This window comes from Streptomyces sp. NPDC050263 (assembly GCF_040655955.1).
Lineage (GTDB): Bacteria > Actinomycetota > Actinomycetes > Streptomycetales > Streptomycetaceae > Streptomyces.
In genome coordinates, this window is record NZ_JBFAKW010000129.1 from 1 (window position 1) to 26,654 (window position 26,654).

Annotated in this window: 22 protein-coding genes; 18 read left to right on the forward strand and 4 right to left on the reverse strand. The window is 70.8% G+C overall.

Translation table 11 applies throughout. The annotated features are described in order from the left end of the window. Positions 1-119 precede the first annotated feature (119 nt). The 7 genes from rsmD (at position 120) to mutM (ending at position 5,199) form a co-directional block, all read left to right on the forward strand. Positions 120-785, forward strand: a complete 666-nt coding sequence (rsmD, locus tag AB0J04_RS37420; RefSeq protein WP_363173099.1) for a 16S rRNA (guanine(966)-N(2))-methyltransferase RsmD — start codon at positions 120-122, stop codon at positions 783-785. 26 nt (positions 786-811) lie between these two features. Continuing rightward, a complete protein-coding gene (coaD, locus tag AB0J04_RS37425) occupies positions 812-1,291 on the forward strand; it encodes a pantetheine-phosphate adenylyltransferase (protein ID WP_363173100.1) in 480 nt (159 codons plus the stop codon). A gap of 58 nt (positions 1,292-1,349) precedes the next feature. Beyond that, positions 1,350-2,429 (forward strand): ATP synthase F0 subunit B, encoded by a 1,080-nt coding sequence (locus tag AB0J04_RS37430; protein WP_363173081.1) that lies wholly within the window; start codon positions 1,350-1,352, stop codon positions 2,427-2,429. Between the two features lie 153 nt (positions 2,430-2,582). Beyond that, the gene (locus AB0J04_RS37435) at positions 2,583-3,236 is read left to right on the forward strand and encodes a YceD family protein (protein ID WP_363173082.1); all 654 of its coding nucleotides are present in this window, start codon (positions 2,583-2,585) and stop codon (positions 3,234-3,236) included. Positions 3,237-3,238: 2 nt separating this feature from the next. Next, the gene (rpmF, locus tag AB0J04_RS37440) at positions 3,239-3,412 is read left to right on the forward strand and encodes a 50S ribosomal protein L32 (RefSeq protein WP_007493396.1); all 174 of its coding nucleotides are present in this window, start codon (positions 3,239-3,241) and stop codon (positions 3,410-3,412) included. A gap of 19 nt (positions 3,413-3,431) precedes the next feature. Continuing rightward, a complete protein-coding gene (gene rnc / locus AB0J04_RS37445) occupies positions 3,432-4,247 on the forward strand; it encodes a ribonuclease III (RefSeq protein ID WP_363173083.1) in 816 nt (271 codons plus the stop codon). A gap of 91 nt (positions 4,248-4,338) precedes the next feature. Then, entirely contained in the window at positions 4,339-5,199 is an 861-nt protein-coding gene (gene mutM, locus AB0J04_RS37450) for a bifunctional DNA-formamidopyrimidine glycosylase/DNA-(apurinic or apyrimidinic site) lyase (protein WP_363173084.1), read from the forward strand. On the opposite strand, the gene AB0J04_RS37455 is transcribed toward mutM, so the two are convergent. Both AB0J04_RS37455 and AB0J04_RS37460 read right to left on the reverse strand, forming a co-directional pair. Beyond that, the gene (locus AB0J04_RS37455; protein ID WP_363173085.1) at positions 5,172-5,573 is read right to left on the reverse strand and encodes a helix-turn-helix domain-containing protein; all 402 of its coding nucleotides are present in this window, start codon (positions 5,571-5,573) and stop codon (positions 5,172-5,174) included. The genes mutM and AB0J04_RS37455 overlap by 28 nt on opposite strands. A 95-nt stretch (positions 5,574-5,668) precedes the next feature. Continuing rightward, positions 5,669-6,811: a CAP domain-containing protein gene (locus tag AB0J04_RS37460; protein ID WP_363173086.1), complete on the reverse strand. Its 1,143-nt coding sequence runs from the start codon at positions 6,809-6,811 to the stop codon at positions 5,669-5,671. 197 nt (positions 6,812-7,008) lie between these two features. Here AB0J04_RS37460 and AB0J04_RS37465 point away from each other — a divergent pair, with 197 nt between their 5' ends. The 4 genes from AB0J04_RS37465 to AB0J04_RS37480 all read left to right on the forward strand — a co-directional run bounded on the left by AB0J04_RS37465 (position 7,009) and on the right by AB0J04_RS37480 (position 13,320). After that, the gene (locus AB0J04_RS37465) at positions 7,009-7,290 is read left to right on the forward strand and encodes an acylphosphatase (protein WP_363173087.1); all 282 of its coding nucleotides are present in this window, start codon (positions 7,009-7,011) and stop codon (positions 7,288-7,290) included. A 379-nt stretch (positions 7,291-7,669) separates the two neighbouring features. Then, a complete protein-coding gene (locus AB0J04_RS37470; RefSeq protein ID WP_020128723.1) occupies positions 7,670-7,873 on the forward strand; it encodes a hypothetical protein in 204 nt (67 codons plus the stop codon). Between the two features lie 300 nt (positions 7,874-8,173). After that, complete coding sequence (gene smc / locus AB0J04_RS37475) at positions 8,174-11,731, forward strand: chromosome segregation protein SMC (RefSeq protein ID WP_363173088.1); 3,558 nt, start codon at positions 8,174-8,176, stop codon at positions 11,729-11,731. A 170-nt stretch (positions 11,732-11,901) separates the two neighbouring features. Beyond that, a complete protein-coding gene (locus AB0J04_RS37480; protein ID WP_363173089.1) occupies positions 11,902-13,320 on the forward strand; it encodes a sugar porter family MFS transporter in 1,419 nt (472 codons plus the stop codon). Between the two features lie 24 nt (positions 13,321-13,344). Here AB0J04_RS37480 and AB0J04_RS37485 read toward each other — a convergent pair whose 3' ends face one another. Continuing rightward, on the reverse strand, positions 13,345-14,316 hold the full coding sequence (locus AB0J04_RS37485; RefSeq protein ID WP_363173091.1) for an LLM class flavin-dependent oxidoreductase: 972 nt from the start codon (positions 14,314-14,316) through the stop codon (positions 13,345-13,347). Positions 14,317-14,458: 142 nt separating this feature from the next. Here AB0J04_RS37485 and ftsY point away from each other — a divergent pair, with 142 nt between their 5' ends. Beyond that, the gene (ftsY, locus tag AB0J04_RS37490; RefSeq protein ID WP_363173092.1) at positions 14,459-15,661 is read left to right on the forward strand and encodes a signal recognition particle-docking protein FtsY; all 1,203 of its coding nucleotides are present in this window, start codon (positions 14,459-14,461) and stop codon (positions 15,659-15,661) included. A gap of 101 nt (positions 15,662-15,762) precedes the next feature. Here the strand turns inward: ftsY and AB0J04_RS37495 are convergent, their stop codons facing one another. Then, positions 15,763-16,419, reverse strand: a complete 657-nt coding sequence (locus tag AB0J04_RS37495) for a bifunctional DNA primase/polymerase (protein ID WP_363173093.1) — start codon at positions 16,417-16,419, stop codon at positions 15,763-15,765. 448 nt (positions 16,420-16,867) lie between these two features. Here AB0J04_RS37495 and AB0J04_RS37500 point away from each other — a divergent pair, with 448 nt between their 5' ends. From AB0J04_RS37500 to ftsH, 6 genes are all read left to right on the forward strand, one after another. Further along, positions 16,868-18,352 carry a hypothetical protein gene (locus tag AB0J04_RS37500; RefSeq protein WP_363173094.1) on the forward strand — a complete coding sequence of 495 codons (1,485 nt, stop codon included), beginning with the start codon at positions 16,868-16,870 and terminating at the stop codon, positions 18,350-18,352. Between the two features lie 337 nt (positions 18,353-18,689). Continuing rightward, positions 18,690-20,036 carry an ammonium transporter gene (locus AB0J04_RS37505; RefSeq protein ID WP_363173095.1) on the forward strand — a complete coding sequence of 449 codons (1,347 nt, stop codon included), beginning with the start codon at positions 18,690-18,692 and terminating at the stop codon, positions 20,034-20,036. Further along, positions 20,033-20,371, forward strand: a complete 339-nt coding sequence (locus AB0J04_RS37510) for a P-II family nitrogen regulator (RefSeq protein ID WP_003997576.1) — start codon at positions 20,033-20,035, stop codon at positions 20,369-20,371. The genes AB0J04_RS37505 and AB0J04_RS37510 overlap by 4 nt, the downstream gene beginning before the upstream one ends. A gap of 26 nt (positions 20,372-20,397) precedes the next feature. Continuing rightward, positions 20,398-22,857 carry a [protein-PII] uridylyltransferase gene (locus AB0J04_RS37515; RefSeq protein WP_363173096.1) on the forward strand — a complete coding sequence of 820 codons (2,460 nt, stop codon included), beginning with the start codon at positions 20,398-20,400 and terminating at the stop codon, positions 22,855-22,857. Between the two features lie 122 nt (positions 22,858-22,979). Continuing rightward, the gene (gene ffh / locus AB0J04_RS37520; protein ID WP_363173097.1) at positions 22,980-24,530 is read left to right on the forward strand and encodes a signal recognition particle protein; all 1,551 of its coding nucleotides are present in this window, start codon (positions 22,980-22,982) and stop codon (positions 24,528-24,530) included. A gap of 95 nt (positions 24,531-24,625) precedes the next feature. Next, complete coding sequence (gene ftsH / locus AB0J04_RS37525) at positions 24,626-26,563, forward strand: ATP-dependent zinc metalloprotease FtsH (RefSeq protein WP_363173098.1); 1,938 nt, start codon at positions 24,626-24,628, stop codon at positions 26,561-26,563. Positions 26,564-26,654: the final 91 nt, after the last annotated feature.

Here is a 26,654-nt window from a genome sequence, read left to right on the forward strand (position 1 = left end):
TCGACACACCCCACCCAACGCCACACCCCGGCCCGAGGACACCCCCGGACCGGTCACACCATACGAATCAACGACCCGCGAAGTACGGGCCTAGAGCTGCGCGACCCAGGGGCGCGGGGCTGTACTGGACATGCGGCTACCGCCGCGCGTGCGCGACCAGCCACACTGAACCCAAAGCCGCCCACAACCAAGGATCGAAGATGACCCGCGTGATCGCCGGCGCAGCCGGCGGACGCCGATTGGCCGTCCCCCCGGGCAACGGAACCCGCCCCACTTCCGACCGCGCCCGAGAGGGACTCTTCTCCACCTGGCAGTCCCTGCTCGGCGGCCCCCTGGACGGCGAACGCGTCCTCGACCTCTACGCCGGATCGGGGGCAGTGGGCCTGGAAGCGCTTTCCCGCGGCGCGAGCCACACCCTCCTCGTCGAGGCCGACGCGAGAGCCGCCCGCACGATCAGGGAGAACGTGAAGACCCTCGGCCTCCCCGGCGCCGAGGTCCGCGCGGGCAAGGCCCAACAGGTCGTTCAGACGGAGCCCACCGCGCCGTACGACCTCGTCTTCCTCGACCCTCCCTACGCCGTCACGGACGACGATCTTCGGGAGATCCTGCTCACACTCCGCTCGGGGGGCTGGCTCGCGGCCGATGCCCTCGTCACCGTGGAGCGCAGCACCAGAGGCGGAGAGTTCGGTTGGCCGGACGGCTTCGAAGCGCTCCGGGCCCGTCGCTACGGCGAGGGAACGTTTTGGTACGGTCGCGCCGCCTCTACGTGTGAAGACGCACGATGACCGGACCGGAGAGCGAGGGACCACAAGTGCGCCGTGCCGTCTGTCCCGGGTCGTTCGACCCGATCACCAACGGACACCTCGACATCATTTCCCGCGCCTCCCGTCTCTATGACGAGGTCTATGTCGCGGTCATGATCAACAAGGCCAAGAAGGGCCTGTTCGAGATCGACGAGCGGATCGAGCTGATCCGCCGGGTCACCGCCGAATACGGCAACGTCCGGGTCGAGGCCTTCCACGGCCTCCTCGTCGACTTCTGCAAGCAGCGCGACATCCCCGCCATCGTGAAGGGCCTGCGCGCGGTCAGCGACTTCGACTACGAGCTGCAGATGGCCCAGATGAACAACGGCCTCTCGGGCGTCGAGACGCTGTTCGTGCCCACCAACCCCACCTACAGCTTCCTCTCCTCCTCGCTCGTCAAGGAGGTCGCGACCTGGGGCGGAGACGTCTCCCACCTGGTCCCGCCGCTGGTCCTCGAAGCCCTGAACAAGCGCCTCCGCAGCGACTGATGGGGCTACAGTCGTCCCGTCCGTCTCCAACACAGCTGTAGAGAGTGGCGAGCAACCGGTGGACGTGCAGAAGAAGCTCGACGAGATCGTCACGGCGGTCTCCAGTGCCCGGTCGATGCCGATGTCGGCCTCGTGCGTGGTCAACCGCGCGGATCTGCTCGCCCTGCTGGAAGAGGTGCGCGCGGCCCTGCCCGACTCGCTCGCCCAGGCCCAGGAGCTGATCGGCGGCCGTGAGCAGATGGTCGAGCAGGCCCGCCAGGAGGCCGAGCGGATCATCTCCACCGCGCACGCCGAGCGCGGCTCCCTGATCTCCGACACCGAGATCGCCCGCCGCTCCCAGGCCGAGGCCGACCGCATCCTCGCGGAGGCCCGCAAGGAGGCCGAGGAGGTCCGCGCGGACGCCGACGACTACGTCGACTCCAAGCTCGCCAACTTCGAGGTCGTCCTCACCAAGACGCTCGGCTCCGTCGGCCGCGGCCGCGAGAAGCTCCTCGGCACCGGTCCCGGCCTCGACGAGAACGGCCACGGCGACGAGGACGCCCCCGAGCGCAGCCATGACCCGGAGACCCTGCGCCGCGACGCCGACGCCTACGTCGACACCAAGCTGGGCGCCTTCGAGGCGGTCCTCGCGAAGACCCTGGACGCGGTCGGCCGCGGCCGCCAGAAGCTGCACGGCCGCATCGCCTCGGACGACCTCGGGGCCCTCTCCGACGACCTCTCGACGTTCCAGCACTCCTCCGACGCCGACTACCTCGCCGACCTGGCTGCCCTCGCGGAGCGGGACAACGCGGCCGAGCCGCCCGTCCAGCAGCCGTACGAACAGCCGCAGGAGGCCTACGCCTACCAGCAGCCGCAGCAGCAGGACCCGTACGGCGGCGGCTACGGGCAGCAGCAGGCGTACGGCCAGCAGGACGCGTACGGCTATCAGCAGGCCGACCCCTACGCGTACCAGGGCTACGACACCCAGCAGGCCCCCTACGACCCGAACCAGGCCGTACCGCAGCCGCAGGCGCACCAGCAGTCCCAGCAGTCCCAGCAGTCCCAGCAGGGTTACGCCCTCGACGAGACCAGCCTCTTCGACACCGGCATGATCAGCGCCGAGCAGTTGCGCGCCTATGAGCAGGAGCGCGGGCTGTAGCAGCCCCGCACACGGCCTGCTCCCGGCCCCGGATTGGGCTGTGGGCGAAAGCTCCAGTATCCTGGCTCTTCGGTCGCGTGTACGTCCGCGATCACCGCTGCCCGCAACACCGAGGGGCAGCGGTCCTCTGAGCTCAGAAGATCGAAAGCAGGAATGGCTCTGAACGCCCGCCTCGACCACCGCAAGCCTCTCGTGTTCGACACGCACGAGCTGGGGCGGCGGCCTGGTGCGCTACAGCGCCTGACCCGCGAGATCGACGCTCCCAAGGATCTCGGGATCCCGGGAGTCGTCGGAGTGCCGGAAGGCTCTCCGGTGGAGCTCGAGCTCCGACTCGAGTCGGTCATGGAAGGGGTGCTCGTCACAGGCACCGTCCGTGCGCAGGCCGAGGGGGAGTGCGTAAGGTGTCTGGAGCCGCTCGAGCTCGAGCTCGAAGCGGACTTCCAGGAGATGTTCTCGTACCCTGACGCCGACGACCGGGGCCGCCCCAAGGCGGAGCCGGCCGACGACGCCGAGGAAGACGAGGACATGCTCTTCATCGAGGACGGCCTGTTCGACCTCGAACCCGTGCTGCGCGATGCGGTGGTGCTCGCACTGCCCATGCAGCCGGTGTGCCAGGACGACTGTCTGGGCCTGTGCTCCGAGTGCGGGGCGCGGCTGACGGACGACCCGGACCACCACCACGACGCCACCGACATTCGTTGGGCGGCACTGCAAGGACTCGCCGGTTCACTCGGAGACGGCGAGAAGGACGAGATGAGCGGCGGCGCGCTTCCATCAGCGCACGCCGACGAGAAGCAGGAGAAGTAGCCGTGGCTGTTCCGAAGCGGAAGATGTCGCGCAGCAACACGCGCCACCGCCGGTCGCAGTGGAAGGCTGCGGTCCCCACCCTGGTTGCGTGCGAGCGCTGCCACGAGCCCAAGCTGCAGCACATCGCGTGCCCGTCTTGCGGCACCTACAACAAGCGCCAGGTCCTCGAGGTCTGAGCGGCTGGTGAGAGGCTTCATGTCTGACGCCAAGGCGGACACGACCGCCAAGAAACAGGCGGACAACACGGCCTCGTCCCACACGCTTCTGGAAGGGCGGCTCGGCTATCGGCTCGAGTCCGCCCTTCTGGTGCGTGCACTGACCCACCGTTCCTACGCGTACGAGAACGGCGGTCTGCCGACGAACGAGCGGCTGGAGTTCCTCGGGGACTCCGTGCTCGGCCTCGTCGTCACGGACACGCTGTACCGCACCCACCCCGATCTGCCCGAAGGCCAACTGGCCAAGCTGCGGGCCGCGGTGGTCAACTCACGTGCGCTGGCGGAGGTCGGTCGTGGTCTCGACCTGGGCTCCTTCATCCGGCTCGGCCGGGGTGAAGAGGGCACGGGCGGCCGGGACAAGGCGTCCATCCTCGCCGACACCCTTGAAGCGGTGATCGGCGCGGTCTATCTCGATCAGGGCCTCGACGCGGCCTCCGAACTGGTGCACCGCCTGTTCGACCCGCTCATCGAGAAGTCCTCGAACCTCGGTGCCGGCCTGGACTGGAAGACCAGTCTCCAGGAGCTCACCGCGACCGAAGGGCTCGGCGTCCCCGAGTACCTGGTCACGGAGACCGGCCCCGACCACGAGAAGACCTTCACTGCTGCCGCCCGCGTCGGAGGCGTCTCGTACGGCACCGGCACCGGCCGCAGCAAGAAGGAGGCGGAGCAACAGGCCGCCGAGTCCGCTTGGCGGTCCATCCGGGCCGACGCGGACGAGCGAGCCAAGGCGGCGAAGGCGGCCCAGGTCGCTCCGGCCGCCGACGGCAGCCCGGACCCCGAGTCCGCCTCCGCCTGACAAAGCAGTGAAAGCGGCACAGCCGTAGAACAGCAGTACGAGACGAGCGCCCGCCTCCACTGGGAGGCGGGCGCTCCGTACAGGGGAGCCCATGCCCGAGTTGCCCGAGGTCGAGGTCGTCCGGCGGGGTCTGGAGCGATGGGTCGCCCATCGCGCGGTCGCCGAGGCCGAGGTGCTGCACCCGCGTGCCGTACGCCGCCACCTGGCCGGCGCCGACGACTTCGCGCACCGCCTCAAGGGTCATCGCATCGGCGCCCCGAGCCGCCGTGGCAAGTATCTGTGGCTGCCGCTGGAGGACACCGACCAGGCGATCCTGGCCCATCTCGGCATGAGCGGCCAGCTCCTGGTCCAGCCCCACGAGGCCCCCGACGAGAAGCACCTGCGCGTCCGCGTGCGGTTCGCGGACGAAGTGGACACCGAACTCCGCTTCGTCGACCAGCGCACCTTCGGCGGCCTGTCGCTGCACGACACCACCCCCGACGGCCTCCCGGACGTGATCGCGCACATCGCCCGCGACCCCCTCGACCCGCTCTTCGACGACGAGGCGTTCCATCAGGCGCTGCGCCGCAAGCGGACCACCGTCAAACGGGCCCTGCTCGACCAGTCGCTGATCAGCGGCGTCGGCAACATCTACGCGGACGAGGCGCTGTGGCGCGCCCGGCTGCACTACGAACGTCCCACCGCGAACCTCACGCGCCCGCGCACGCTCGAACTCCTGGGCCATGCCCGGGACGTGATGAACGCGGCGCTCGCCGTCGGCGGCACCAGCTTCGACAGCCTGTACGTCAACGTCAACGGCGAGTCGGGCTACTTCGACCGTTCCCTGGACGCCTATGGGCGGGAGGGACTGCCCTGCAAGCGGTGTGCCACACCGATGCGCCGACGCCCGTGGATGAACCGGTCCAGCTACTTCTGCCCGAAGTGTCAGAAAGCGCCGCGCGTCCCGTCGTAGCGTTCGCGCGCGGCCAGGACATCGCCCATGCGGCCTTCCACGCAGTGGATGAGGCTCAGCAGGCGTTCGGCCACCTCGTGCCCGAGCGGGGTCAGCTCGTAGTCCACGCGGGGCGGGTTGGTGGGCTGGGCCTCGCGGTGCACCAGTCCGTCGCGCTCCAGCGCGTGCAGGGTCTGGGACAGCATCTTCTCGCTCACACCGTCGACCCGGCGGCGCAGCTCGTTGAAGCGCAGCGAGCCCTCGTACAGCGCCCCGAGCGTGAGACCGCCCCAGCGGCCCGTGACGTGCTCCAGCGTGCCGCGCGACGGGCAGGCCTTGGCGAACACGTTGAACGGGAGGTCCTGGTCCTCCGCGCGCTCCTGGATGATGTCCATAAGCCGAGCGTACCCGAGGGTAGCGCTAACCAGTAGCTTGCGCTAACTGTAGGTAGCGCTTGCTTGATCGTTTCTGCGGATTCCGTTCCGCGCGCTCAGTACCCGAAGTCCTGCGTCCACCAGGGGCCGCCGGACCCAAGGTGGACACCGACGCCCAGCGTCTTGAAGTCGCAGTTCAGGATGTTCGCCTTGTGACCGGGGCTGTTCATCCAGGCCTCCATGACCGCCGCCGCGTCGGCCTGGCCGCGGGCTATGTTCTCGCCCCCGAGGTCGGATATGCCGGCCTTGGCCGCCCGGTCCCACGGGCTCGCGCCGTCCGGGTCGGTGTGGTCGAAGAAGCCCCGGGCGGCCATGTCGTCGCTGAACTTCTCGGCGAGCTGCGACAGCGCGCTGTTCGCGGAGACGGCACTGCAGCCGACCTTGGACCGCTCCTGGTTGACGAGCTTGAGCACCTCGGCCGCGGCCTGCGCCTCGGCCGAGACCGTCACCGGGGACTCGGGCTTCGCCGGCGCCCTGGTGGCCGTCTTCGACTTGGACGGAGTGGTCTGAGGCTGCTTCGAAGGCGTGGACTCGGGCTTCTCGGTGGCCGTCTCGGTCGGCGAAGCCGATGCCGACGCCGACGGCGACGAGGTGGTCGCGGATGCGGAGGGCGAGACGGACGGCGAGGTGGACCGGTCGGCGTCCCGGCTGGTCGAGGAACCGCCGCGGCCGGTCTGGGCGGAGCCGGACGTGCCGCCCTGCTCGGTGGCCGAGTTGGTCGGCGAACCGGCGGCCTGCACCTTGTCGCCCGAGCCGCTGCCGCCGCCGAGCCGGTAGCTGTCGAGGCCGGGCACGACACCCGTGGCCACCGCGACGGTGCCGATCGCGACCGCCGCGGAAACACCGAGCAGGCCGGTCTTGACCGGGGTGGCGACCCTCTTCTTCCGGCGGCGGTTCGCGCCGCCGCCGGAGCGCGTCCGCAGTTCGCCGCCCCCGGGCGGGAAACCGTCGGCGGCGAACACCACGGTGTCGGCGCGGGCGCGCTCGTCGTCCGTGGCGAACAGGTAGTCCTGGCTTCTGGCGACGGAGTCGGCGTACGCCTCCGGGTTCAGATACGGCGCGATGCCCATCGTGGGGCTGTCGCTCCCGTACCGGTCCTGCGGGGTGTGACTGTCCGCGTGCGAGCCGTGCGTCTGTGTGACCCCCGTGGCGCGGCTCGTGGCGGCGCGGCCGGCGGCGGAGCGTCGGTGGCGTCCCATGTCCTTGCCTTCCTGGTCCAAGCGGTGTTCTCACGGTCGGCCAAGGTGCTGGGGCGGCGCGCGCCTCCTGCTCCCTCTGGTCAACCCGACTCACCCGATCGAGTGAGTTTCATATGAGAATCGTTGGGTGGGGACGGTACCGCATGGCGCTGGGGGCGGAAGTGCTCCGAGTGACTTTGCCCGGTTAGGTTGCACCCATGAGCGAGGATGTACGGCTGGTCGCCTGGGTGCGCGGACACGTCCAGGGCGTGGGATTCCGCTGGTTCACGCGGGCGAAGGCGTTGGAGATCGGCGGCCTGAGTGGTTTTGCTCTCAATTTGGCCGACGGCCGGGTCCAGGTGGTCGCCGAGGGGGCCCGCGAGGGCTGTGAGGGGCTGCTCGGCTGGCTCCTGGGTAACGACACGCCCGGGCGGGTGGACGGTGTCACCGAGATATGGGACACACCGCGCGGCGGCTACGACGGCTTCGCGATCCGCTGAGGACCGACCGCGCGGCGGCCCCGGAGAAGCGGAGGGCATGCCACCAGCATGTGCCCCGAGCAGAAAGGGCCAGGTGGTTGCCAAGAATCCCTTGCAGTGGGAGGCTCCGCACGTCAGGATGATCGTCACGCCTCGAGAGCCCCGCAGGAGCCGCAGCGCCGCCGTTTCGGCCGCGCGCCACCGGGATGCCCGCCAATACGGGGCGTGATCGTGTTGACCGTCAAACTTTTTGGTGAGACGCTGAAAGCACCCCGCGCACCTTAGCTGTTTGGCATGGATGAACGGCAACACGAACAAGATCCTGCCAGGCACCGCGGGTGCGAATCCCTCACGACCCACACCGCTTCGGTCGGTCACTCAGTGTGGAGGACCATCCATCATGGCAAAGGCGCTTCTCGGTTACGTCGGCGGCTCTGACCCGCGACTCCTCGCCGAGATGCGACGGCTCCAGCAGCGTGTACAGGATCTGGAATCCGAGCTCGGACGGATCCAGGCCGAGAACGACGCGCTGACGGCTGCCGCTTCTCACGAATCGCTTCTCGAGAGCATCGACGCACGCCAGGCGGAGCCTGCGCTCACCTGATCGCTGCACCGCTGTACAACGGCATACGCAGTGGTCGGGCGGCTCATTGAACCCGCGTCGGACCGCTAAGTAGTCAGAGTTTGCAAGGGACGCTTCGGCGTCCCTTCTTTCTTTCCGTCTCTCTCTGCTTTCTTTCCTGCTCTTGTCCGCCCCTCGGATTCCCCGATTTCCCCGTCTCCCCCTGCGTTGCCTCCCCCGCGCACCCTTTCAGTCTCTTAACGTTTGGTGTGCCCTGCGCGTTCATGGGTGAAACCGCGGGTTCATGGAGTGGGACACCCCCGAAAGGTAGAGTCCAGCGGCGTGCACCTCAAGGCCCTGACCCTCCGAGGGTTCAAGTCGTTCGCCTCCGCGACCACGCTCCGGTTCGAACCGGGCATCACCTGCGTCGTCGGACCGAACGGCTCGGGCAAGTCCAATGTCGTCGACGCGCTCAGCTGGGTCATGGGCGAGCAGGGCGCCAAGTCGCTGCGCGGCGGCAAGATGGAGGACGTCATCTTCGCCGGCACCACCGGGCGCCCCCCGCTGGGCCGCGCCGAGGTGTCCCTGACCATCGACAACTCCGACGGGGCGCTGCCCATCGACTACGCCGAGGTCACCATCACGCGGATCATGTTCCGCAACGGCGGCAGCGAGTACCAGATCAACGGCGACACCTGCCGCCTCCTCGACATCCAGGACCTGCTGTCCGACTCCGGCATCGGCCGGGAGATGCACGTCATCGTCGGCCAGGGCCAGCTCGACTCCGTCCTGCACGCCGACCCCATGGGCCGGCGCGCCTTCATCGAGGAGGCCGCCGGCGTCCTCAAGCACCGCAAGCGCAAGGAGAAGGCGCTGCGGAAGCTGGACGCGATGCAGGCCAACCTCGCGCGCGTGCAGGACCTGACCGACGAACTGCGGCGGCAGCTCAAGCCCCTCGGCCGCCAGGCCGCCGTCGCCCGCCGGGCCGCCGTCATCCAGGCCGATCTGCGCGACGCCCGGCTGCGCCTGCTCGCCGACGATCTCGTACGGCTCCGGGAGGCGCTCCAGAGCGAGGTCGCCGACGAGGCCGCGCTCAAGGAGCGCAAGGAGGCCGCCGAGCGGGAACTGCGCAAGGCGCTCCAGCGGGAGGCCCTCCTGGAGGACGAGGTCCGGCAGCTGACACCGCGTCTCCAGCGGGCCCAGCAGACCTGGTACGAGCTGTCCCAGCTCGCCGAACGCGTCCGCGGCACCATCTCGCTCGCCGACGCGCGCGTGAAGAGCGCCACCTCCGCGCCCCCCGAGGAGCGGCGCGGCCGCGACCCCGAGGACATGGAGCGCGAGGCCGCCCGCGTCCGTGAGCAGGAGGCCGAGCTGGCAGCCGCCCTCGAAGCGGCCCAGCACGCCCTGGACGACACCGTCTCCCACCGCGCCGACCTGGAGCGCGAGCTCGCCGTCGAGGAACGGCGGCTGAAGGACGTCGCCCGGGCCATCGCCGACCGTCGCGAGGGGCTGGCCCGGCTGAACGGCCAGGTCAACGCGGCCCGTTCGCGCGCCGCCTCCGCCCAGGCAGAGATCGACCGGCTGGCCGCCGCCCGCGACGAGGCCCGGGAGCGGGCCGTCACCGCCCAGGAGGAGTACGAGGCGCTGAAGGCGGAGGTCGACGGCCTGGACGCCGGCGATCAGCGGCTGGGCGAGCAGCACGAGGCGGCCAAACGGCAGCTCGCGGAGGCGGAGGCCGCGCTCGCCTCCGCCCGCGAGGAGGTCACCGCTGCCGACCGCAGCCGCGCCGCGACCCAGGCCCGCCGCGAGGCGCTGGCCCTGGGCCTGCGCCGCAAGGACGGCACCGGCGTGCTGCTCGGCGCCCGTGACCGGCTGAGCGGCCTGCTCGGGCCGGCGGCCGAACTGCTGACGGTGACGCCGGGCTACGAGACCCCGCTCGCGGCGGCCTTCGGAGCCGCGGCGGACGCCCTGGCCGCGACCACTCCGGCCGCTGCCGCCGAAGCGATTCGCCTGCTGCGCAAGCAGGACGCGGGCCGGGCCGCGCTGCTGCTCAGCGGTGGTCCGGAGGACGAGGCGGCGCGGGAGCCGCGCACCGACGGGCCGCCCCTCGCCGCCGACCTCGTCCGAGGTCCCGTGGACCTGATGCCCGCCGTGCGTCGGCTCCTGCGCGGGATCGTCGTCGTCGGCACCCTGGAGGACGCCGAGGAACTGGTATACGCCCGTCCCGATCTCACCGCCGTCACCGCGGAGGGCGACCTGTTGGGGGCGCACTTCGCACACGGCGGGTCCGCCGGGGCGCCCAGTCTGCTGGAGGTGCAGGCGTCCGTCGACGAGGCCGCCGCCGAGCTCGACGAGCTGGCCGTGCGGTGCGCGGAGCTGACGGAGGCGCAGGCCCTGGCCGGGGCACGGCGCAAGGAGTGTGCCGCGCTCGTCGAGGAGGTGGGGGAGCGGCGGCGGGCCGCCGACCGGGAGAGGTCGGCGGTGGCCCAGCAGCTCGGGCGGCTGTCGGGGCAGGCGAGGGGCGCCGCCGGCGAGGCCGAGCGGTCCACGGCGGCCGCGGCGCGCGCCCAGGACGCGCTGGACCGGGCCGTCGAAGAGGCCGAGGAACTCGCGGAACGGCTGGCCGTCGCCGAGGAGATGCCGGTCGAGGAGGAACCCGACACCGCCGTGCGGGACCGGCTCGCCGCCGACGGGGCCAACGCCCGGCAGACCGAGATGGAGGCGCGGCTCCAGTGCCGCACCCATGAGGAGCGGGTCAAGGCTCTGGCCGGGCGGGCCGACTCGCTGGACCGGGCCGCGCGGGCGGAACGTGAGGCACGCGCGCGTGCCGACCAGCGGCGGGCGCGGCTGCGGCACGAGGCCGCCGTCGCCGAGGCCGTGGCCGCCGGTGCGCGGCAACTCCTCGCGCACGTCGAGGTGTCCGTCGGGCGGGCCGAGGCGGAGCGGGTCGCCGCCGACGCCGCCAAGTCGCGGCGGGAGCAGGAGCTGGCCGCGGCCCGCACCGCCGGGCGCGACCTCAAGGCCGAACTCGACAAGCTGACGGACTCGGTCCACCGCGGCGAGGTGCTCGGCGCCGAGAAGCGGATGCGGATCGAGCAGCTGGAGACCAAGGCCCTGGAAGAGCTGGGGGTGGAGCCCGAGGGGCTCGTCTCCGAGTACGGGCCGCACCAGCTCGTGCCGCCCTCGCCGCCCGCCGAGGGCGAGGTGCTGCCGGAGGATCCCGAGGACCCGCGCAACCAGCCGCGCCGGTTCGTGCGGGGCGAGCAGGAGAAGCGGCTGAAGTCGGCCGAGCGCTCCTATCAGCAGCTCGGCAAGGTGAACCCGCTGGCACTGGAGGAGTTCTCGGCGCTGGAGGAGCGGCACAAGTTCCTCAGTGAACAGCTGGAGGACCTCAAGAAGACCCGCGCCGATCTTCTTCAAGTGGTGAAGGAGGTCGACGAGCGGGTCGAGCAGGTCTTCACCGAGGCGTTCCGGGACACCGCCCGCCAGTTCGAAGGCGTGTTCAGCCGACTCTTCCCGGGCGGGGAGGGGCGGCTGATCCTGACCGACCCCGACAACATGCTCACCACGGGCGTCGACGTCGAGGCACGGCCGCCCGGCAAGAAGGTCAAGCGGCTCAGCCTGCTCTCCGGCGGCGAGCGGTCGCTGACCGCCGTGGCCATGCTGGTGTCGATCTTCAAGGCCCGGACCAGCCCGTTCTATGTCATGGACGAGGTCGAGGCGGCCCTCGACGACACCAACCTGCAACGGCTGATCCGCATCATGCAGGAGCTGCAGGAGTCCTCGCAGCTGATCGTGATCACGCACCAGAAGCGCACGATGGAGGTCGCCGACGCACTGTACGGCGTCTCCATGCAGGGCGACGGCGTCTCGAAGGTCATCAGCCAGCGTCTGCGCTGACCTTCCTCAACACTTCAAAGCTTGTACATATTCGTGGGCGAGCTGCGCTCTTCGTGCCTCTTTTCTCACACTTCCCGGATTCTTGACTTCAAGACTTGAAGGCATAGTCTCTGCAGCGTCTTATTTACCTTCAGGTACCACGTATCTGGCGGCGGTCCGAGGAGCTGAACGTGACCAGCGCAGAGCAGGCGCAGAAGTCAGGAGCCGGCCCGGCTCACCCCGATCATCTCGGGCACGTCATCTTCATCGCGGCGGCGGCCGCGATGGGCGGATTCCTCTTCGGCTACGACAGCTCCGTGATCAACGGCGCCGTCGAGGCCATCCGGGACCGCTACGACGTCGGCTCGGCGGCCCTCGCCCAGGTCATCGCCATCGCCCTGATCGGCTGCGCCATCGGCGCCGCGACCGCCGGCCGCATCGCCGACCGCATCGGCCGCATCCGGGTCATGCAGATAGCCGCCGTCCTGTTCACGGTCAGCGCCGTCGGCTCGGCACTGCCCTTCGCGCTGTGGGACTTCGCCCTCTGGCGGGTCGTCGGCGGCTTCGCCATCGGCATGGCCTCCGTCATCGGCCCCGCCTACATCGCCGAGGTCGCCCCGCCCGCCTACCGCGGCCGACTCGGCTCCTTCCAGCAGGCCGCGATCGTCATCGGCATCGCGATCTCGCAGCTGGTCAACTGGGGTCTGCTCAACGCGGCCGGCGGCGCCCAGCGCGGCGAGCTCATGGGCCTGGAGGCCTGGCAGGTCATGCTCGGCGTGATGGTGGTCCCGGCCGTCCTCTACGGGCTGCTCTCCTTCGCCATCCCCGAGTCCCCCCGCTTCCTGATCTCCGTCGGCAAGCACGACCGCGCCCGCGAGATCCTCGAAGAGGTCGAGGGCGACAAGATCGACCTGGACGTCCGCGTCGCCGAGATCGAGCACGCGATGAGCAGCGAGCACCGGTCCACCTTCAAGGATCTGCTCGGCGGCGGCTTCTTCTTCAAGCCCATCGTCTGGATCGGCATCGGCCTGTCGGTCTTCCAGCAGTTCGTCGGCATCAACGTCGCGTTCTACTACTCCTCGACGCTGTGGCAGTCGGTCGGCGTCGACCCGACGGACTCGTTCTTCTACTCCTTCACGACGTCGATCATCAACATCGTCGGCACCGTGATCGCGATGATCTTCGTGGACCGCATCGGCCGCAGGCCGCTCGCCCTCATCGGCTCCGTCGGCATGGTCGTCGGACTCGCGCTGGAGGCCTGGGCGTTCTCCTTCGACCTGGTCGACGGCAGGCTGCCGGCCACCCAGGGCTGGATCGCCCTGATCGCCGCCCATGTCTTCGTCCTCTTCTTCGCCCTGTCCTGGGGCGTGGTCGTCTGGGTCTTCCTCGGCGAGATGTTCCCCAACCGGATCCGCGCCGCCGCCCTCGGCGTCGCCGCCTCCGCGCAGTGGATCGCCAACTGGGCCATCACCGCGAGCTTCCCGTCGCTGGCCGACTGGAACCTCTCCGCGACCTACGTGATCTACACGGTCTTCGCCGCGCTCTCCATCCCGTTCGTCCTGAAGTACGTCAAGGAGACGAAGGGCAAGGCGCTGGAGGAGATGGGCTGACCCCGCGACGCCTACCGCCCCGGCTCACGCCCCGAGCCGGGGCAGCACGTCTTCGCAGAACAGCCGCAGACTCCGCCATCCCTCCGCCACCGGCATCCCGCCCGCGAGCGGATGCAGGACGAGGTTGTCGAGCCCCTGCGCCACGCACTCGTCCGGCGTGAGGATCCGGTACACGCCCTCGTCGCGGAGTTCCCGCGTGCTCGTCGCCGCCGACCGCACCGCCGAGCGGATGTCGCCGGACTGCCAGGAGGCGTAGGTGCGGGCCTCGTGCAGGAAGTGCTCGCCGCACTCGGCCCACGCCCGGTCCGGATCCTCGGCGATGTGCAGCAGCGGGGTCTCGGCGGTCGGCATCATCGTCCAGCCGTCCGTCCCGTACTCCACGAGCCGCTCCTTGTAGTACGCCTCCAGCTCCGGCAGATGCGCGCTGGGGAAGAAGGGCAGGCCGAGCCGGGCGGCCCGGCGGGCGGCGGCCCTGGAGGAGCCGCCCACCAGCAGCAGCGGGTGCGGCTCGGTCGCCGGGCGCGGGGTGACCCGTACCGTACGGCCCCGGAACTCGAACTCCTCGCCGGTCCAGGCCTTGAGCAGGGTGTCCAGAAGCTCGTCCTGGAGGCGCCCACGCCGCTTCCACTCCACGCCGGCCCGCTCGTACTCCTCGGGCCGGTAGCCGATCCCCGCGACCGTGACCAGCCGGCCGCCGCTCAGCAGGTCGAGCACCGCGATGTCCTCGGCCAGCCGCAGCGGGTCGTGCAGCGGGCCGATGATCGCCGAGACCGTGACCGCCAGCCGCCGGGTCGCGCCCAGCACCGCGCCCGCGAAGGCGAACGGCGACGGCAGCCAGTTGTTCTCGACGCCGTGGTGCTCCTCGGTCTGCACGGTCGTGACCCCGTGTTCGTCTGCGTAGACGGCCATCTCCAGGGCGGCCCGGTAGCGGTCGCCGAGCTCGGCGGGGGTCGCGCCGGGGGCGACGAGATTGAAACGGACGACGGTGACGGGCATGGGGAAGCCCCCTTCGCCGGGTGGGTGGACGGGTGCCGATGCGGGAGGACGGTAGCTGACGGCTCGTCAGGTAACCAGGGGTAGGGCACACCCGTGTGGCCCCCGGCCCGGGCACGCAGGGGTCGCGCATACTGGAGCGGTTATGGAAATCGTCATCCTTGCTGTAGTCATCGCCGTGGTCGTGCTCGGTGTGATCGGCGGGCTCGTCGTCGGCAGCCGACGGAAGTCGCTGCCCCCGCCGCCCCCCACCGCGCCCGACATCACCGCGCCTCCCGCCGAGCCGCACATCGGCGACGAGGCCGAGACGCCGCGCGACGAACCGCGCCGCACGATAGAGGAGGTGGATCTTCCCGACGGCGGACCGACCGGTGTCGCCGTCGAGGAGCCGCCCGCCGTCGAGGTTCCCGAGCTCGAGATCCCGGAGCCCACCGAGGGGCGGCTGGTCCGCCTGCGCGCCCGCCTCTCCCGCTCGCAGAACGCCCTCGGCAAGGGGCTGCTCACGCTGCTCTCGCGCGAGCACCTCGACGACGACACCTGGGAGGAGATCGAGGACACGCTGCTCACCGCCGACGTCGGCGTGCAGCCCACCCAGGAGCTGGTCGAGCGGCTGCGCGAACGCGTGCGGGTGCTCGGCACCCGCACCCCCGAGGAGCTGCGCGGCCTGCTGCGCGAGGAACTGCTCAAGCTGATCGGCACCGACGTCGACCGCACCGTGAAGACCGAGCCCGAGGAGCGCAAGCCGGGCATCGTGATGGTCGTCGGCGTCAACGGCACCGGCAAGACCACCACCACCGGCAAGCTCGCGCGCGTGCTCGTGGCCGACGGCCGGACCGTCGTCCTCGGCGCCGCCGACACCTTCCGGGCCGCCGCCGCCGACCAGCTCCAGACCTGGGGCGAGCGGGTCGGCGCCCACACCGTGCGCGGTCCCGAGGCCGGCGACCCCGCCTCCGTCGCGTTCGACGCGGTGAAGGAGGGCAAGGAGATGGGGGTCGACGTCGTCCTCATCGACACCGCCGGCCGTCTGCACACCAAGACCGGGCTCATGGACGAGCTCGGAAAGGTCAAGCGGGTCGTCGAGAAGCACGCGCCGCTGGACGAGGTGCTGCTCGTCCTCGACGCCACCACCGGGCAGAACGGGCTCGTCCAGGCCCGGGTCTTCGCCGAGGTCGTCCAGATCACCGGCATCGTGCTGACCAAGCTGGACGGCACGGCCAAGGGCGGCATCGTGATCGCGGTCCAGCGAGAGCTGGGCGTCCCGGTCAAGCTCGTCGGACTCGGCGAGGGCGCGGACGACCTGGCGCCGTTCGAGCCGGAGGCGTTCGTGGATGCCCTTGTCGGCGACTGACCGACCGCCTGCCGACATCGGCAAGGCAGCGAGAAGCGCCCGCCCCCTGTGCAGTGGGAGCGGGCGCTTCGCCGTGTGCGGGCGGAGGAAACCGGCAGGGCCTACGCGCGCGACCGGTGCGCCAGATACGCCAGCGTCCCCAGCAGCAGTCGGGCCTCCGGGGGCCGGGTCGCCGAGTCCAGGGCGGGTGGACGCAGCCAGCGCACCGGGCCGAGGCCGCCCCGGTCGGAGGGCGGGGCCGTGATGTGCGTACCCGGGCCGAGGCCGCGCAGGTCGAGGGAGGCCGGGTCGTCCCAGCCCATGCGGTAGAGGAGGTCCGTCAGCTCGGCGGCGGCGCCGGGGGCGACGAAGAACTGGGTGCGGCCCTCGGGGGTGGCGATGACCGGGCCGAGCGGCAGCCCCATGCGTTCGAGGCGTACCAGGGCGCGACAGCCGGCGGGCTCGGCGACGTCGATCACGTCGAACGCGCGGCCGACGGGCAGCATCACCGCGGAGCCCGGGAACTCCGACCAGGTCCGGCTGACGTCGTCGAGGGTGGCTCCGGCCGGGACCCGCGGGGCGAACTCCAGCGGATGCGCGCCCGGTTCGCGGCACCCGGGGCGGCCGCACGAGCAGACGCCCGCCGCGGCCCGCGCGCCCGGCACCGCGTCCCAGCCCCACAGCCCCGTGAACTCGGCGACCGCGGTGCACTCGGACGAGCGACCGCGCCTGCGCGCGCCGGAGCGGATCTCGCGAATGCCGCCGATCGTGAAGCCCATGCCCCCTCCAACGGGTCCGACGCGCCGATGGTTACGCAGTGGTCGCGCACAGTGACTCTGTGTGCTTTCGCTTCCCGGTTGCCGCTCGATCCAGACAGCGCCCGGAAGCGCCGCCGGTGGTGTGCTCGGCTGCGCGCGCCCCTGAGTGCTTCGCTCCGCTCACTCCCGGCCGTCCTGTGTCAAGTGAATCGCGTACAGGCCATCGGGAGTTCATTCGAAGGGGTGGCGAATGGTGGCGTTTCAAGGATCGCCGTGGCTGGAGCCGTGATCGTAGGATTACTTTGAGTGTGCGGGTCCTGGAGGCACATGCGCTTGTGGGTATGCCGGAGGCAACTCGGCTTTCCGTTCGAAGGGTGACAAGTACCGGACGGAGAGCCGTATTTACCGGCATTCTGATAAGGCTTGGCGCACTCAGTGACAAGTGGTCTCAGGGAGTGGGGGCGTTCCAGTGAGCGGCAACGGCGGAAGCGGAAACAACGCTGCGAGCGCGGACAAGCGCCCGAACGAGCTGCTCACGTCGTGGTTCGTGCGCAGCGGCTGGTCGAAGGGCGAACTGGCACGTCAAGTCAACCGGCGCGCACGCCAGTTGGGTGCCAACCACATCTCCACCGACACCTCGCGCGTGCGCCGCTGGCTGGACGGCGAGAACCCCCGCGAGCCCATCCCCAGGATCCTGTCCGAGCTGTTCTCCGAGCGGTTCGGCTGCGTCGTCTCCGTCGAGGACCTCGGCCTGCGCGCGGCGCGTCAGGTCCCCTCCTCGACCGGCGTCGACCTGCCGTGGACGGCCCCGCAGACGGTGGCCCAGCTCAGCGAGTTCTCGCGCAGCGACCTGATGCTGGCCCGGCGCGGCTTCCTCGGGACCTCGCTGGTCCTGTGCGCCGGACCCTCCCTCATCGAGCCCATGCAGCGCTGGCTGGTCCCCTCGCCGCCCGCCCCGCTCGAGGAACCGGATTCCGTGCCGACCAGCCGGGCCCGCGGCCGGCTCTCCCGGCCCGAGCTGGACCTGCTGGAGTCCACCACCGTGATGTTCCGGCAGTGGGACGCGCAGTGCGGCGGCGGGCTGCGCCGCAAGGCGGTCGTCGGCCAGCTGCACGAGGTGACGGACCTGCTCCAGGAGCCCCAGCCCGAGGCCACCGCGAGGAAGCTCTTCAAGGTCGCCGCCGAGCTCGCGGAGCTCGCCGGCTGGATGAGCTATGACGTCGGGCTCCAGCCGACCGCGCAGAAGTACTTCGTCCTCGCCCTGCACGCGGCCAAGGAGGCCGGCGACCGGCCGCTCGGCTCGTACGTGCTGTCCAGCATGAGCCGGCAGATGATCCACCTCGGCCGGCCCGAGGACGCCCTGGAGCTGATCCACCTCGCGCAGTACGGCAGCCGGGACTGCGCCGGCCCGCGCACCCAGTCCATGCTGTATGCGATGGAGGCCCGCGCCTACGCCAACATGGGGCAGCCCGGGCGGTGCAAGCGGGCGGTCCGGATGGCCGAGGACACCTTCGCCGAGGCGGACGAGTGGGACGAGCCGGACCCGGACTGGATCCAGTTCTTCTCCGAGGCCGAGCTGTACGGCGAGAACAGCCACTCCTTCCGCGACCTCGCCTATGTCGCGGGCCGCAGCCCCACCTACGCCTCGCTCGCCGAGCCCCTGATGCGCAAGGCCGTGGAACTGTTCGCGGGCGACTCCGACCACCAGCGGTCCTACGTGCTGAACCTGATCGGCATGGCCACGGTCCATCTGCTGCAACAGGAGCCCGAGCACAGCGCCCTCCTCGCCACCCAGGCCATGAAGGAGGCCAAGAAGGTGCGCTCCGAGCGCGTCAACACTCGTATCCGAAAGACGGTCGACAGCGCTGTACGCGATTTCGGGGATCTCACCGAAGTCGTGGACCTGACCGAGCGGCTCACCATCGAACTTCCGGAGACGGCCGAAGCGGTCTGATCGATCCGGAGCACCGAGAAAAACCCTTGAACCCCGGCCGCGGCCGGCCCTCCCGAACAGCCCGACTCGGCTCCCCCATGCCAGGTCATCGGAAGGCCGACCGTGGCCGGTTCCACTTCCTTCAGTGAAGGTTGCGCCACGATAACGATCCACTCGGCGAACATCAGGCAGTTCATCGAGGCGTAACACACGAGGCGTCTTCGTCACGGCGGCGAAACAACGAGGGGCTTCCACCGAAACGGCGCTGCGTCAATCTCATGGCGCATAACCGGCCCACCCCTCACCACCCGCTCTGGCTTCGCCCGCACGGGGCCGTACCTACGACGAGGAGACGCCGATGGCACAGGCCGCCATCACGCTTGCGGCGGACGCACCCACGCTGTCGTCCGCGAACACAGGCTTCATGCTCATCTGTTCCGCCCTGGTGCTGATCATGACCCCGGGCCTCGCCTTCTTCTACGGAGGCATGGTCCGCGTCAAGAGCACGCTGAACATGCTGATGATGAGTTTCATCAGCATCGGGATCGTCACCATCCTGTGGGTGCTGTACGGCTTCTCGATGGCCTTCGGCACGGACTCCGGCAGCGTCATCGGCTGGAACTCCGACTGGGTCGGCCTGAGCAACATCGGACTGACGGAGCTGTGGGACGGTTACACCATCCCGATCTTCGTGTTCATGGTCTTCCAGATGATGTTCGCGATCATCACGCCCGCCCTGATAAGCGGTGCGCTCGCGGACCGCGTCAAGTTCTCCGCCTGGGCGCTGTTCGTCGCCCTGTGGGCCACGGTCGTCTACTTCCCGGTCGCGCACTGGGTCTGGGGCGCCGGCGGCTGGGCCTTCGAGCTGGGCGTCATCGACTTCGCCGGCGGTACGGCGGTCCACATCAACGCCGGTGCCGCGGCCCTCGGCGTGATCCTGGTCATCGGCAAGCGCGTCGGGTTCAAGAAGGACCCGATGCGCCCGCACAGCCTCCCGCTGGTCATGCTCGGCGCCGGTCTGCTGTGGTTCGGCTGGTTCGGCTTCAACGCCGGCTCGTGGCTCGGCAACGACGACGGCGTCGGCGCGCTGATGTTCGTCAACACGCAGGTCGCCACCGCCGCCGCCATGCTGGCCTGGCTCGTCTACGAGAAGATCCGCCACGGCGCGTTCACCACGCTGGGCGCCGCCTCCGGCGCGGTCGCCGGTCTGGTCGCGATCACCCCGTCCGGTGGTGCGGTCACCCCGCTCGGCGCGATCGCCGTCGGCGCCATCGCCGGTCTGCTGTGCGCCATGGCCGTCGGCCTGAAGTACAAGTTCGGCTACGACGACTCGCTCGACGTCGTCGGCGTCCACCTCGTCGGCGGTGTCGTCGGCTCCCTGCTGATCGGCTTCTTCGCCAGCGGCAAGGGCCAGTCCACGGCGACCGGCGTCTTCTACGGCAACCACTCCTTCGACCAGCTGTGGAAGCAGTGCGCCGGTGTCTTCGCGGTGCTCGCCTACTCGCTGGTGGTCTCCGCGATCCTCGCCTTCATCCTCGACAAGACCATCGGCATGCGGGTCTCCGAGGACGACGAGGTGGCCGGTATCGACCAGGCCGAGCACGCCGAGACCGCATACGACTTCAGCGGTGCCGGTGGCGGCGCCGCCCGCACGACCGCCCTTCCGACCGCGGTCGCGGGCGCGAGCAAGAAGGTGGACGCATGAAGCTCATCACCGCCGTCGTGAAGCCCCACCGGCTCGACGAGATCAAGGAAGCCCTGCAGGCCTTCGGCGTGCACGGTCTGACGGTCACCGAGGCCAGCGGCTACGGTCGTCAGCGGGGACACACCGAGGTCTACCGTGGAGCCGAGTACACGGTCGACCTGGTCCCCAAGATCCGCATCGAGGTGCTGGCCGAGGACGACGACGCCGAGCAACTGATCGACGTCATCGTCAAGGCGGCCCGCACCGGCAAGATCGGTGACGGCAAGGTCTGGTCCCTCCCGGTCGAGACGGCCGTACGGGTCCGCACCGGCGAGCGCGGCCCGGACGCGCTCTGACGGCAGAACAGAACAGGAGTCGCTGGGTGACGAGTACGGACATGCGCAAGGATGCAGAGGACTCGGGACCCAGCGGCTACGCGGCGGCCCGGCTGCGCCTCCTCACCGAGGAGGCGCGGTCCGGGCCGCCGCGCCGTGCGGCCCTCGCACAACTGACCGACGACTGGCTGACGGGGCTCTTCACCGCCGCCGCCGAGGATCTCCGCGGGGTCTCCCTGGTCGCCGTCGGCGGCTACGGCCGCGCCGAGCTCTCCCCGCGCAGCGACCTCGACCTCCTCCTGCTGCACGACGGCAACGACCCCAAGGCGATCGCCGGCCTCGCCGACCGCCTCTGGTACCCCGTCTGGGACCTGGGCCTCGCCCTCGACCACTCCGTCCGCACCCCGGCCGAGGCCCGCAAGACCGCCGGCGAGGACCTGAAGGTCCAGCTCGGCCTGCTGGACGCCCGCCACCTCGCCGGCGACCTCGGGCTGACGGCGGGACTGCGGACGTCCGTCCTCGCCGACTGGCGCAACCAGGCGCCCAAGCGCCTCCCCGAACTCCAGGAACTGTGCGCCGAGCGCGCCGAGCGCCAGGGCGAGCTCCAGTACCTGCTGGAGCCCGACCTCAAGGAGGCGCGGGGCGGGCTGAGAGACGCCACCGCCCTGCGTGCCGTCGCCGCCTCCTGGCTCGCCGACGCGCCCCGTGAGGGCCTCGACGACGCCCGCCGCCGCCTCCTCGACGTCCGCGACGCCCTGCACCTGGCCACCGGTCGCGCCACCGACCGCCTCGCCCTCCAGGAGCAGGACCAGGTCGCCGCCGAACTGGGCCTGCTCGACGCCGACACCCTGCTGCGGCAGGTGTACGAGGCGGCGCGCGTCATCTCGTACGCGAGCGATGTCACCTGGCGTGAAGTGGGGCGCGTGCTGCGCTCGCGCGCCGTGCGACCGCGGCTGCGCGCCATGCTCGGCGGCGGCAAGCCCGTCACCGAGCGCTCCCCGCTGGCCGAAGGCGTCGTGGAGCAGGACGGCGAGGTGGTGCTCGCCCGCGCCGCCCGCCCCGAACGCGACCCCGTGCTCCCGCTGCGCGCCGCGGCCGCCGCCGCCCAGGCCGGCCTGCCGCTCTCCCTGCACGCCGTACGCCGCCTCGCCGCCACCGTGCGCCCCCTGCCCACGCCCTGGCCCGCCGAGGCACGCGAGCAGCTCGTGACCCTGCTCGGCTCCGGCCAGCCCACCATCGAGGTCTGGGAGGCGCTGGAGGCCGAAGGGCTCATCACCCAGCTGCTGCCCGACTGGGAGCGGGTGCGCTGCCGGCCGCAGCGCAACGCCGTGCACATCTGGACCGTCGACCGGCACCTCATCGAGACCGCCGTGCGCGCCTGCGAGTTCACCCGCCGGGTCAGCCGCCCCGACCTGCTCCTGGTCTCCGCGCTGCTGCACGACATCGGCAAGGGCTGGCCCGGCGACCACTCGGTCGCGGGCGAGATCATCGCCAAGGACGTCGCCGCCCGCATCGGCTTCGACCGGACGGACGTCGCCGTCCTCTCCACGCTCGTCCGGCACCACCTGCTGCTCGTCGAGACGGCCACCCGGCGCGACCTGGAGGACCCGGCCACGGTCCGCTCGGTCGCCGAGGCCGTCGGCTCACAGAGCACCCTGGAACTGCTGCACGCGCTCACCGAGGCGGACGCCCTGGCCACCGGGCCCGCCGCCTGGTCCACCTGGCGGGGTTCGCTCGTGGCGGACCTGGTCAAGCGGGTCGGCGCGGTGCTCGCCGGGAACGAACCCGAGGAACCCGCCGCCGCCGCGCCCACCGCCGAGCAGGAACGCCTCGCCATCGAGGCGGTCGCCACCGGCAGCCCCGTACTGGCGCTGCGCGCGCAGACCGAGGCGCCGGCCGACCCCGCGGGGGAGCAGCAGCCGTCCGGCGACCCCGAGCCGCTCGGCGTGGAACTGCTCATCGCCGTGCCCGACCAGAAGGGCGTGCTGTCCGCGGTGGCCGGCGTCCTCGCCATGCACCGGCTGACCGTGCGCACCGCCGAGCTGCGCGCCCAGGACCTGCCCACCGGCGTCGAGGGCTCCGTCCTGCTGCTGAACTGGCGGGTCGCCGCCGAGTACGGCTCGCTGCCGCAGGCCGCCCGGCTGCGCGCCGACCTGGTACGCGCCCTGGACGGCTCGCTGGACATCGCCGGCCGGCTCGCGGAACGGGACGCCGCCTACCCCCGCCGTCGGGGCTGGGTCGCGCCGCCGCCGCGCGTCACGGTCGCCTCCGCGGCCTCCCGGCACGCCACCGTCATCGAGGTACGCGCCCAGGACGCGCCGGGACTGCTGTTCCGCATCGGCTCGGCGCTGGAGGACGAGGGACTGCGGGTGCGCAGCATGCACGTCTCGACGCTGGGCTCCAACGCGGTGGACGCGTTCTACGTCACCGGAGCGGACGGCGCGCCCCTGCCCGGCGACGAGGCCGCCTCGGTCACCCGCAAGCTGGAGGAGACCTTGCGCGCGTGACCTCGCGCCGCGCCAGACCCGTCCCCGCCCGCTGAATACAGCAGGCGGGGACGAATGTCTTGCGCGGCCGGATACCCTGGAAGACGCTCAGACCGCCCCCGACCCCGAGGACCGACGCCGCCGTGTTCGATACTCTTTCCGATCGCCTTTCAGCGACCTTCAAAAACTTGCGCGGCAAGGGGCGCTTGAGCGAAGCGGACATCGACGCCACGGCGCGCGAGATCCGCATCGCCCTCCTCGAAGCCGACGTGGCCCTGCCGGTCGTCCGCACGTTCATCAAGAACGTCAAGGAACGCGCCCTCGGCTCGGACGTCTCCAAGGCGCTGAACCCCGCCCAGCAGGTCCTGAAGATCGTCAACGAGGAACTCGTCACGATCCTCGGCGGCGAGACCCGGCGCCTGCGCTTCGCCAAGCAGCCGCCGACCGTGATCATGCTCGCGGGTCTCCAGGGCGCGGGTAAGACCACCCTCGCGGGCAAGCTCGGCCACTGGCTGAAGGGGCAGGGCCACTCGCCCCTCCTCGTCGCCGCCGACCTCCAGCGCCCCAACGCCGTCAACCAGCTCAGCGTCGTCGCCGAGCGGGCCGGCGTGGCCGTGTACGCGCCGGAGCCCGGCAACGGCGTCGGCGACCCGGTCAAGGTCGCCAAGGACTCCATCGAGTTCGCCAGGACCAAGGTCCACGACATCGTGATCGTGGACACCGCCGGCCGCCTCGGCATCGACGCCGAGCTGATGCAGCAGGCCGCGGACATCCGCGACGCCGTCTCGCCGGACGAGATCCTCTTCGTCGTCGACGCGATGATCGGCCAGGACGCCGTCAACACGGCCGAGGCCTTCCGGGACGGCGTCGGCTTCGACGGTGTCGTCCTGTCGAAGCTCGACGGTGACGCCCGCGGTGGCGCCGCCCTGTCGATCGCCTCCGTGACCGGCAAGCCGATCATGTTCGCCTCGAACGGCGAGAAGCTCGACGACTTCGACGCCTTCCACCCCGACCGGATGGCCTCCCGCATCCTCGACATGGGTGACCTGCTCACCCTGATCGAGCAGGCGGAGAAGACGTTCAGTCAGGAAGAGGCCGAGAAAATGGCCTCCAAGCTGGCGTCCAAGAAGGGCCAGGACTTCACCCTGGACGACTTCCTGGCCCAGATGGAGCAGGTCAGGAAGATGGGCAGCATCAGCAAGCTGCTCGGCATGCTGCCCGGCATGGGCCAGATCAAGGACCAGATCGCCAACCTGGACGAGCGGGACGTCGACCGCACGGCCGCGATCATCAAGTCGATGACCCCGGGCGAGCGCCAGGACCCGACGATCATCAACGGCTCGCGCCGCGCCCGTATCGCCAAGGGTTCCGGTGTCGAGGTCAGCGCGGTGAAGGGCCTGGTCGAGCGGTTCTTCGAGGCGCGCAAGATGATGTCCCGGATGGCCCAGGGCGGCGGCATGCCCGGTATGCCGGGGATCCCGGGCATGGGCGGCGGCCCCGGCCGCACCAAGAAGCAGCCCAAGCAGGCCAAGGGCAAGCAGCGCTCCGGCAACCCGATGAAGCGCAAGCAGCAGGAGCTGGAGGCGGCCCAGCGCCGCGAGGCCCAGGCCCTGGGCGGCAACCCGCTCGGGCTGCCGCAGCAGGGCGCACAGGACTTCGAGCTGCCGGACGAGTTCAAGAAGTTCATGGGCTGACGGTCCCGCCGCACCAGACACCGAGGGCGCTCTCCCCGCACGGGAGGGCGCCCTCAGCGCATGCCGAGGACCGCTTGGTGCCGTAACGTCCAGATATGGGCAATGCCGCGCCGTCCCGCAGGGCGCCCGACCAGCCTTGGCGCACCGAGGGCACCCCCGAGGAGCCGCCGCCGCGGCGACCCGGCGGCCGGCGGCCACGCGGCCGCTGGTGGGGCCTCGCGGTCACCGCGGTGACCGTCTTCCTGCTGGTCTACGTGGGGCTGAACTACCTCGGCCAGGGCGATGAGCCGACGATCTCGTACACGGAGTTCAGCCGGCAGGTCGACGAGGGCAACGTCGAGAAGATCTACTCCAAGGGCGACGCCATCCAGGGCCAGCTCAAGCAGGCCCGGGACGACCCCGACGGCGACGGCGAGTACACCAAGTTCAAGACCCAGCGGCCGGCCTTCGCGGACGACGAGCTCTGGCAGAGCCTGGACCGCCACGACGTCACCGTGACCGCGCGGCCGGTGGTGCAGCAACGCGGCCTGCTGTCCAACCTGCTGCTGTCGCTGGTGCCGATCGTGATCCTGGTCGCGGTGTGGATCTTCTTCGCGCGACGGTTCGGCGGGGGCATGGGCGGCGCGGGCGGCATGCTCGGCCGCAAGGCGCCGCCCAAGCCGGTCGAACTGCTGCCCGGCACCCAGCGCACCACCTTCGCCGACGTGGCCGGCATCGACGAGGTCAAGGGCGAGCTGGACGACGTCGTCGACTTCCTGGAGCATCCGGACGTCTACCGCCGGATGGGCGCCAAGATGCCGCGCGGGGTGCTGCTGGCCGGCTCGCCGGGCACCGGCAAGACCCTGCTGGCGCGGGCGGTGGCGGGCGAGGCGGGGGTGCCGTTCTTCTCGGCCTCGGCCTCCGAGTTCATCGAGATGATCGTCGGGGTCGGCGCCTCCCGGGTCCGGGAGCTGTTCGCCGAGGCGCGCAAGGTGGCGCCCTCGATCATCTTCATCGACGAGATCGACACCATCGGGCGCGTCCGCAGCGCGGGCGCCTCGGCCGGCGGTCACGACGAGCGGGAACAGACGCTGAACCAGATCCTCACCGAGATGGACGGCTTCTCCGGCTCGGAGGGCGTGATCGTCATCGCGGCCACGAACCGCGCCGACATCCTCGACCCGGCGTTGACCCGGCCCGGCCGCTTCGACCGGGTGGTCAACGTCTCCCCGCCGGACCGGGCCGGACGCGCGGCGATCCTGCGGATCCACACCCGGGAGATCCCGCTCGACGCCGACGTGGACCTGGTCCAGGTGGCCCGTACGACCCCGGGCATGACCGGGGCGGATCTGGCCAATCTCGCCAACGAGGCCGCCCTGCTCGCCGTCAAACGAGGGCAGGAGCAGGTGACCGCCTCCGATCTCTCCGAAGCCCTGGAGAAGGTGCAGCTCGGGGCCGAGCGCACGCTCGTGATGCCCGAGGAGGACCGTCGGCGCACCGCCTACCACGAGAGCGGCCACGCCCTGCTCGGCATGCTCCAGCCCGGTGCCGACCCCGTCCGCAAGGTCACCATCGTGCCGCGCGGCCGGGCGCTCGGCGTGACGCTGTCCACCCCCGAGGTGGAGCGGTACGCGCACTCCGAGGAGTACCTGCGCGGCCGCATCATCGGCGCGCTCGGCGGGATGGCCGCCGAGCACGTGGTCTACGGGGTGGTCACCACGGGTGCGGAGAACGACCTCGAACAGGTCAGCAACATCGCCCGCGGGATGGTCGCGCGCTGGGGCATGAGCCCGCGGGTCGGCCGGCTCTCCGCCCTCCCGAGCGACGCCCAGCAGGCCTACGGCCTCGCCGCCGCGCCGGCCACCCTCGACGTCATCGACCACGAGATGCGCCGGATCGTCGACGAGTGCTACGAGGAGGCGTGCCGCAGACTCCGCGACCACCAGGACCAGTTGGAGGCCCTGGCCGAGGCGCTGCTGGAGAACGAGACGCTGGAGGAGGCGGACGCCTATCGCATCGCGGGGATCCCCCGGCCGGCCAAGGGAGAGGCTTAGGGGGCTTCTGATGGATCTCCGTGGGAGAAGGAGCGGCGTTCGGTGCGTGCTCTCGGTGTGCCGGGCGAGAGTCCTCGTAGCGGAGCTACTA

What these genes read in the sequence shown, in the direction of transcription:
- ftsH (WP_363173098.1), top strand. Translation starts at nt 24,626, where the DNA reads ATGGGCAATGCCGCGCCGTCCCGCAGGGCGCCCGACCAGCCTTGGCGC.
- AB0J04_RS37505 (WP_363173095.1), top strand. Translation starts at nt 18,690, where the DNA reads ATGGCACAGGCCGCCATCACGCTTGCGGCGGACGCACCCACGCTGTCG.
- AB0J04_RS37455 (WP_363173085.1), bottom strand. Translation starts at nt 5,573, where the DNA reads ATGGACATCATCCAGGAGCGCGCGGAGGACCAGGACCTCCCGTTCAAC.
- rnc (WP_363173083.1), top strand. Translation starts at nt 3,432, where the DNA reads ATGTCTGACGCCAAGGCGGACACGACCGCCAAGAAACAGGCGGACAAC.
- AB0J04_RS37435 (WP_363173082.1), top strand. Translation starts at nt 2,583, where the DNA reads ATGGCTCTGAACGCCCGCCTCGACCACCGCAAGCCTCTCGTGTTCGAC.
- ftsY (WP_363173092.1), top strand. Translation starts at nt 14,459, where the DNA reads ATGGAAATCGTCATCCTTGCTGTAGTCATCGCCGTGGTCGTGCTCGGT.
- AB0J04_RS37460 (WP_363173086.1), bottom strand. Translation starts at nt 6,811, where the DNA reads ATGGGACGCCACCGACGCTCCGCCGCCGGCCGCGCCGCCACGAGCCGC.
- AB0J04_RS37510 (WP_003997576.1), top strand. Translation starts at nt 20,033, where the DNA reads ATGAAGCTCATCACCGCCGTCGTGAAGCCCCACCGGCTCGACGAGATC.
- AB0J04_RS37470 (WP_020128723.1), top strand. Translation starts at nt 7,670, where the DNA reads ATGGCAAAGGCGCTTCTCGGTTACGTCGGCGGCTCTGACCCGCGACTC.
- AB0J04_RS37495 (WP_363173093.1), bottom strand. Translation starts at nt 16,419, where the DNA reads ATGGGCTTCACGATCGGCGGCATTCGCGAGATCCGCTCCGGCGCGCGC.
- mutM (WP_363173084.1), top strand. Translation starts at nt 4,339, where the DNA reads ATGCCCGAGTTGCCCGAGGTCGAGGTCGTCCGGCGGGGTCTGGAGCGA.
- AB0J04_RS37465 (WP_363173087.1), top strand. Translation starts at nt 7,009, where the DNA reads ATGAGCGAGGATGTACGGCTGGTCGCCTGGGTGCGCGGACACGTCCAG.
- AB0J04_RS37485 (WP_363173091.1), bottom strand. Translation starts at nt 14,316, where the DNA reads ATGCCCGTCACCGTCGTCCGTTTCAATCTCGTCGCCCCCGGCGCGACC.